The organism is Acinetobacter endophylla, from assembly GCF_053543775.1.
Genome location: NZ_JBLVOM010000256.1, coordinates 1 through 7,086 on the forward strand (window position 1 = coordinate 1; position 7,086 = coordinate 7,086).

The 7,086-nt window shown below is 34.9% G+C and carries 5 protein-coding genes and 4 pseudogenes; 4 read left to right on the top strand and 5 right to left on the bottom strand.

Going from position 1 to position 7,086, the window contains the following annotated elements; genetic code table 11:
* Positions 1 to 333, top strand: a 333-nt coding sequence (locus ACNPNW_RS14055) for a DUF3147 family protein (RefSeq protein ID WP_448767081.1), incomplete at its 5' end; no start/stop codon positions are given.
* Between the two features lie 199 nt (positions 334 to 532).
* On the opposite strand, the pseudogene ACNPNW_RS14060 reads toward ACNPNW_RS14055, so the two are convergent.
* The 4 genes and pseudogenes from ACNPNW_RS14060 to ACNPNW_RS14075 all read right to left on the bottom strand — a co-directional run.
* Positions 533 to 622: pseudogene (locus ACNPNW_RS14060) on the bottom strand (plasmid replication DNA-binding protein); the annotation flags it as partial.
* A pseudogene (locus tag ACNPNW_RS14065) lies at positions 608 to 1,048 on the bottom strand (plasmid replication DNA-binding protein); the annotation flags it as partial. The pseudogenes ACNPNW_RS14065 and ACNPNW_RS14060, both read right to left, overlap by 15 nt.
* Positions 1,049 to 1,126: 78 nt before the next feature.
* Positions 1,127 to 2,056, bottom strand: a complete 930-nt coding sequence (repM, locus tag ACNPNW_RS14070; RefSeq protein WP_148335329.1) for a replication initiation protein RepM — start codon at positions 2,054 to 2,056, stop codon at positions 1,127 to 1,129.
* Between the two features lie 850 nt (positions 2,057 to 2,906).
* The gene (locus ACNPNW_RS14075; RefSeq protein WP_448767082.1) at positions 2,907 to 4,076 is read right to left on the bottom strand and encodes a MobA/MobL family protein; all 1,170 of its coding nucleotides are present in this window, start codon (positions 4,074 to 4,076) and stop codon (positions 2,907 to 2,909) included.
* Between the two features lie 304 nt (positions 4,077 to 4,380).
* Between ACNPNW_RS14075 and ACNPNW_RS14080 the strand changes: the two genes are divergently transcribed.
* From ACNPNW_RS14080 to ACNPNW_RS14090, 3 genes and pseudogenes are all read left to right on the top strand, one after another.
* Entirely contained in the window at positions 4,381 to 5,139 is a 759-nt protein-coding gene (locus tag ACNPNW_RS14080) for a hypothetical protein (RefSeq protein ID WP_441368473.1), read from the top strand.
* Between the two features lie 807 nt (positions 5,140 to 5,946).
* Positions 5,947 to 6,223, top strand: a pseudogene (locus tag ACNPNW_RS14085) (transposase); the annotation flags it as partial.
* Between the two features lie 186 nt (positions 6,224 to 6,409).
* Entirely contained in the window at positions 6,410 to 6,769 is a 360-nt protein-coding gene (locus ACNPNW_RS14090; RefSeq protein WP_075175351.1) for a hypothetical protein, read from the top strand.
* A gap of 40 nt (positions 6,770 to 6,809) precedes the next feature.
* Here the strand turns inward: ACNPNW_RS14090 and ACNPNW_RS14095 are convergent.
* A pseudogene (locus ACNPNW_RS14095) lies at positions 6,810 to 7,086 on the bottom strand (transposase); the annotation flags it as partial.

The following is a 7,086-nucleotide window of genomic DNA, read 5'->3' on the forward strand; positions in this document are numbered from 1 at the left end:
AAGTACGCTCTAACTGCTGGAATGGTCATACTTATTTCAGAAGTTGCTAAACGTAGTGACCGTCTAGGCGGATTGATTGCAGCCTTACCTATCGTAACGATACTTGTGCTGATATGGATGAAACTTGAGAATCAAGACCCGCAGAAAATTTCAAATCATGCTTGGTATACCTTTTGGTATGTAGTACCGACATTACCTATGTTTTTAGCATTCCCAATACTTTATCAGCGTTATGGATTTTGGCTATCTCTAGCCATTTGCTACGTAATGACCATTCTTCTTTTTCTTGCATGGGCAGCTATATTGCACCATTTCGGTATTGATTTGCTGTAAATGAACTAGGGGCATGAATGTTAGTTTTTCTAAAATTAACATAATACACCTTATACGAAATGCTCTTTTTTATTCTTTATAATTCATAATCTTATCGAATATTGAAAAGCCCAATCCTTACCGATTGGGCTTTTTCGTTGATTCTTACCGTTCCACGCCTATTCTTTGAACAATGTTCCACGAGTTTGTGCAGATCCACTTAACCATTAGGCAAGAAAAAGCGACTGATAAAGCCCCTTTTCTTCGGCTCTGGTTCTACATGTTCAGGAACAGGAATACGCTTATTCTGCGTTTGGATATCGCTTTCAACCTCATTCGGCTTTACAGGTAGTGGTACTTCAATAGTCTCTTGAGGTGGTGCAACAGGTGTTGGATCTTCCATTTTTGGTGCTTTGGGAGCTTCCAGTAGGCGTTGCATCGTCTCAATCTGATTTTGATAGAAAGACTCACGATCTTTGGCATCATCAAGCTGATTTTTCAGCATGTCTATCTGCTGTCTAAGTAGTAAAACTTCTGCCGAATTTGGACTGTCTATTTTTACAGATTCTTTTATATCCTGTTTTTTAATGGGTTCACCAAAAACACGAATAGCTTCTGCTAGATCAATCTTATTCTCAGAATTTTTGCTTAAAATTCCTTTCTTTATATTGTTGTAAATCGTTTGTCTATTGATGTTGTAAAGCTTGGAAAGTTCAAGAACTGTAAGGGTTTTCATCCTGTAAACCTATGCCTAAACTTGTAAAAAGTTACTGCCTATTAGACTGTCTAATAGGCAAATGATCAAGTTTAAATTTTAGGCAGATGCGAAGCCAGCTTTTTGAAGATAAGGGAATAGTTCTTCGAATTTTTGGGCGTCTTTTAGCATGTCTGCAATACGTATAGCGAATTGTTCAAAGCTTTCTGTACCTTGAGAATAGGTACTCATTTCAGGAAGCCTAGAAAGTTTATTGGCGAATAAATGACGTTGGGGATCTGTCATTTTTGAAAAGAATGTAGAAGGACTCTTTGTATTAATCACTTTCATAGACGTCTCTTTTTTTTGTTTAAAAGTAAAAGAAAATCCTGAAATAGAACGCCCTTTTTTATGTTGTTCGTATTTGGCCGTTATGTCGGTGAAGCTATTTATTTGATTAAGGGCAAAATCTAAAACGTATGTTTTGAAATTACTCATTGTTTTATATTGATGCACTTCTACGCCAAGTTGTTGTCTAAACAGAGCTAGATCGAAAATAGGAGTTTTCCCCGTAGAGCGCCATTGAATTAATAATTCATAAAGCCGAATAGCATAAGAGCTAGTCAATCGTGAAACTTGCTCTAGTTCATATTTCGTGAAGTTTTCTTCTAGTCTTGTAATAAGCGGAACAATATCTTGAGTGAATCTCAAGAAAACAATACCTGATTGAGGCTCATAGCCAATTTTATCAACCCAACGACAATGGAAACTACGGTCTTTGCCAGTTTTTGGATTGATATCATGGTATGTGACATATCGATCAAATAAGCTTTTCGATGCGTCTCTGAGCACCGTATAGGCAGTATGCTTCTCAACATTGAAAGTGTTGATATAACTACTTGCATGAATCTCTAATAAACTATTTTCTGTTATTCCTCGACCAGTTTGTCTTGCTTCGGTAATAGCCAAAAGAATCAAACGCTGTTCAACAGTATCTAATGTATAGCTAGCTTGAATCAGGACATTATCTTTAACAACAAATTCTGACATTTTTAGTATTTTTTAAATAAACTAGGTCATAACTTAGACTATGTTAGTCAAACATTCAACTAAGAATTTTACAATTATTATTATTTGATTTTAAAAATAATTTTAAATTTAATCTGTAAATGATTTAGTAAAATATATATAGATCGATAAACCTAGTTTTATAAATTATTTTAAAAGCCTTTTGCGGTAGGGAGTTTGAATTAATCGAGGGTATTTGATAGCTAAATAATTATAAAAGAAGAGAACATAATTAAATTTTGGTATGTTAAGTATATCTATTTGTTTAAAAAATAATCAATCCAATTTAAGGTCGATAAACCTAGCTTTAAGGTCGATAAACCTAGCTTTAAGGTCGATAAACCTAGTTTAATAGGTCGATAAACCTAGTTTAATAGGTCGATAAACCTAGTTTAATAGGTCGATAAACCTAGTTTAATAACCTCTAGAAGCATTGATATCAGTGTATTAAAAGCCTCTTAAAAGCATTAAAAACATTTAAAATAATTAAAAGCCTAAATCATGAAAAATTGCCCTTGGTTTTCGCTACGCTCAAACTCTATTGAATCTCGCTTTCGCTCGATTCGTCGGGGCAATTTTTTGGTTAATACCATCTGGAATTCAATAAAAAGCAAAAGCAACTCGGAATTCGCTTCGCTCATTAATTTTTTATGCTCGCTTCGCTCGACCGAGAAGCAAATTAAATCTGTTCGCACCCTACGGGATGCTCTGCAATTCAAGTTCTACGGCAAAAGGGAGCTTGTAATCAGAGAAAAAGCATAGCGAAAATTTTAATTGAGTTTGTTCGCTCGTAGACACTCGCTCTGTAAACTTTGGATAAAATCAAATGATCTTAAAAACAAGGGCCACCGTAATCATAATCATCAGCTTTAGGTTGTACTGGTTCTGATTGAGTGCGTTTGGGAAGGGTATTTTGTATCGGTAATACGTATTCAGGAAGTGAATGCACCTCAAACTCAAAACATGGGGTACTGTTACGTTTTGAGTCTTCTAGTTTTTCATTCATTTCGTAGATGGACCAACCTTCTTTTTGAAGTATAGGCCCTTGGTTTTTGATAATTTCATTCAAATCATTTTTTAGTGTGTCCTTATTTTTTGCATTCTTGATTAAGTAATTCAGGTAATACATCACTTCCAATGATGAAAATGGGTTGTTTTCAGCACTATAAAAATGTTCATGTTGTTGATCTAAGTATTTTTGCCGTTCTTCTAGTTCTCGTTCTTGCTGGTTGTGTTCTCTGATCTTTTGAATCTCTGCTAGGTATTCAGGGGTCGCATTTTGTTTGCCAACACCGAGTTTCGGTTCTGGAAGGTACAAGGTACTGTGGATCTCATTGTATTTTTCATAGCTGTCTGCTGAAACTTGATTCTTGATGGTGATGTCTTGGCCATCCAGATGGTAGGTGATAGTGGGGCAATATTTGGCCAGGGCATCATTGAGATGGTTTTCCCATTTTTTGCGGATATAGATTAGGAAAGCGGAATAGTCTTCGTGATTTTCTTGGAGTTGGATCTTCTTTGCACCGCCTTTGGATGGGTCTTTTGCGTTATAGCGTTTGAAATACTGTTCGGCTGTTCGTTCAATACCGTCATCGGCTTTCAATGAGAACATGAGGTGGCAATGGGGCTGTTCTTCGCCACTGAGACGCGATTTAACGTTGTGTAGGGCGTATGAATGCGGATATTGCTGTGGAACTATATGTTTGTCAAAAAACGTCTCTACGAGCATTTTACGCTGGTCTGGCGTGAACTCATTGGGCAGGGCAATTTCATACTCGATGTAGGCTTTGGCGTTGGCACGTTCATACGTATCTGCTGCTTGCCAAAATTCGATCGGATCTTTCACGAAGGCAGGCATACAACGACCTGGTTCAATGTGTTCTACGGTTTCGTTGCTTGTTTTTCGGATACCTTCGTATTGCATGAGTCTGGAAATGTAAAGGTAATGGCCAAGTGCATAGCCTTTATTTTTGCTTTTGACGCTGAAATGGTAGCTGGCCATGTTCACCTCTGGTGGTTTGGGAACCGATTTTTATGCAGTGAAACGGAATAAAAATTGTCCGGATTTGGAATGCCTCAATGGCTGGAAAACCGGTAAAAGAGGGTCAAGGGAGATATGCTCCCTTGCGTACTAGTTTCTCCGATAGGTAGAAACTGTCAAGTGCAAATTATTTAAAATAAAAATAAAAATTCTTTTCAAGAAATTTTATTTTTATTTTAAATAATTATTTTCAGACTGCCCTCTTTAAATATGGTAAAACCATATTTAAAGAGGTTGCAGTTCTGAAAATTAGGCGGCAGATGATATGACCCAGGAAAAAGCAAAAAAGCGTGGTAGACCAGCTCAATTACTTCAGGTAGCAGAGTTGAATGATTTTATGCACTTTTTAAGAGGTCAAGAAGATTCAGAATTGAGAACCGAAGTGATCTCATTGCTTCGAGACAATAAATGTAACTTTGAACGATTGTCTGAACCACAGCAGATTTTAGTAAAAGAAGCTTTAAAACCTTATCGCGATCATATGAAGATGCAATTATTAGCTGACAAATTAGAAGCTGAAAAAAATAATTCGGAATATGAGAAAAAATTTTTAAAATTACATCAACAGTATGAACAGGGTTATTTAGATAATACGGATATAAATCTTCTAAAAATGATGTGTAATCGTTATTTACGGTTTAAGGCACAAAAGCTTGATGTCAGTGATTTAGAATTATATCTGAGTCAGATCCAAAAGAACGAAGCTAAGAAGAAAAGAACGGCTGAAAACCGACGTAAATTCGAAATAGGCGGTGCGATAATTGCAGCTTGTAAGGAGCTAGGGACTAATCCATATACTTCAGCTGAAGATATAAAAGCACAATTTATGGAGTATTATCGCTATTTTCGACGTATAAGACAGACTCAATTTTTTGCTGAAGCTTCTGCTCGTACCGGAAATTATGAACTAGAATATGACGTGATTTTTACTGCTCTAAATAATTTATCAAATTATAAATTAGAAGGTAAAAGTATTACAGCGATTGAGATAGAACGAGCAATTTCAGAAGTAAAGTTGAAATAAGATGTAACTCAAGTGTTCTCTTTTTATCGATCGTAAAAATGGACAAAATTTACATGATGTACTCGCTGATCTGTTCTAGATTTTAGTATCCACTGTGTTTATTTCCACTTTTATATTTTAAACTGTTGTTTTTAATAGGTTATTTATGTCTTATCTATTTCAAAAATAGACTGAAAAGGGGTGAATCTCTACACCTATACTCCTCAAAATTTTAAAAAATTAAGAATTTTCTAATAAAAACACAAATTTATAATTTTTAAGTATTTGATTTTTTTATATAAAAATAACTGTGCTACTTTTCCACTCTTAGACACCTCTGGATTGCTGCAAAAGGGGTGAATTTCTACACCTATAGTCTTGAAGTGCTCTGGTAAAAACACAAATTTTCCGACTATGAATATCTATCTTTAAAATATTAAATATTTGATTTTAAATTAATTTTAATTTTGGCGTAATTTAAGAAAAACTGTAAAGAATTCCACTTCTTGAATATATTTAATTGATTTTATAGATGTTTTTCAATGAAAACATCATAGTCGGAAAAGTTCACTACTAACTAAATTTCGCATAAGAGATTTTATGTTAAATAATATGCAGATTCCTTATTGAGACAGAACTTTACATTGTTCGTTGGGGAAACCCTCGCAGAGAAAAGAGAATTAGATAGTTTGAGAACGTGTCGATGAAGTGTGTGAATCGTAATCTCAGCCTATGTGGGAAAGTACAATTACCTACTGTGGTGGACGACTCCGTCAGCCTGAAATTGGTATTCGGCAATACTTTAAGAGCAAGCATTTTTGCAAGCTCGATAAAGGCTATGATTCAGAACCACTGCGTGAACAGATCAGGAAAACAGGGACTAAAGCGAATATACCAAAGAAAACAAATAGCCAATCGAACAATGACCATATGGACTGGTATTTATATAAAATCAGGCATTTAGTTGAAAATATGTTTTGTAGATTAAAGCAATTTAGAGGAATAGCTACTCGATATGACAAGCTCAAAAGAAATTATCAAAGTTCTGTTGCCTTAGCCTGTATATTTTTATGGCTACCTTTATAGGGTTAATTATGAACAGTAAGTGTCAACAGACCCTAGTATGCAACATAAGAAAGTTCCCTTTGTTTGATTAAGATTTCGACACCTTTATCAAAACGGGTAACTTTCTATTTTTCAAGAAGAATGTACGATCAAGTCTGAAATAATACAACTAATTTAATGCTATAGTGTAGTGAGGGGATGAAAAGTATTACTTAACGGTATTTTTATGAAAAAAGCTCTAGCAATAATAACAGCCTCATGTGCCTGCTCTTTAGCAAATGCAAATGATGATTTACATCAAATTACTGATGGAATTTCACTGTATAAAAGCTCTATTACAATTTTGAAAAATCCTAAAAGAGCGAACTTTACCATTAGAAATTTTTCTCCTGTTGATAGCAGACATTATGCAAAAATGAATTACACAATATATTGTCATAATCAAACAATGCGTCTCAATAGTGAGGACTTATACCGTGTGGATACTGACGAATTTGTGAAATCCTATTCAACAAAAGAAGAAATCCCTGTAGATATTCGTAGAAATACCATACCCGATGTCCTTTACAAGGTATTTTGTAAATAGAAAGGCTGAATAGCCACCAAAAATTAGGGTCTGTTGACACTTACTGTTCATAATTAACCCTATAAAGGTAGCCATAAAAATATACAGGCTAAGGCAACAGAACTTTGATAATTTCTTTTGAGCTTGTCATATCGAGTAGCTATTCCTCTAAATTGCTTTAATCTACAAAACATATTTTCAACTAAATGCCTGATTTTATATAAATACCAGTCCATATGGTCATTGTTCGATTGGCTATTTGTTTTCTTTGGTATATTCGCTTTAGTCCCTGTTTTCCTGATCTGTTCACGCAGTGGTTCTGAATCATAGCCTTTATC

Coding starts and splice junctions, on each gene's coding strand:
- repM (WP_148335329.1), bottom strand. CDS start 2,056: ATGTCAGAATTTGTTGTTAAAGATAATGTCCTGATTCAAGCTAGCTAT.
- ACNPNW_RS14075 (WP_448767082.1), bottom strand. CDS start 4,076: ATGGCCAGCTACCATTTCAGCGTCAAAAGCAAAAATAAAGGCTATGCA.
- ACNPNW_RS14080 (WP_441368473.1), top strand. CDS start 4,381: ATGACCCAGGAAAAAGCAAAAAAGCGTGGTAGACCAGCTCAATTACTT.
- ACNPNW_RS14090 (WP_075175351.1), top strand. CDS start 6,410: ATGAAAAAAGCTCTAGCAATAATAACAGCCTCATGTGCCTGCTCTTTA.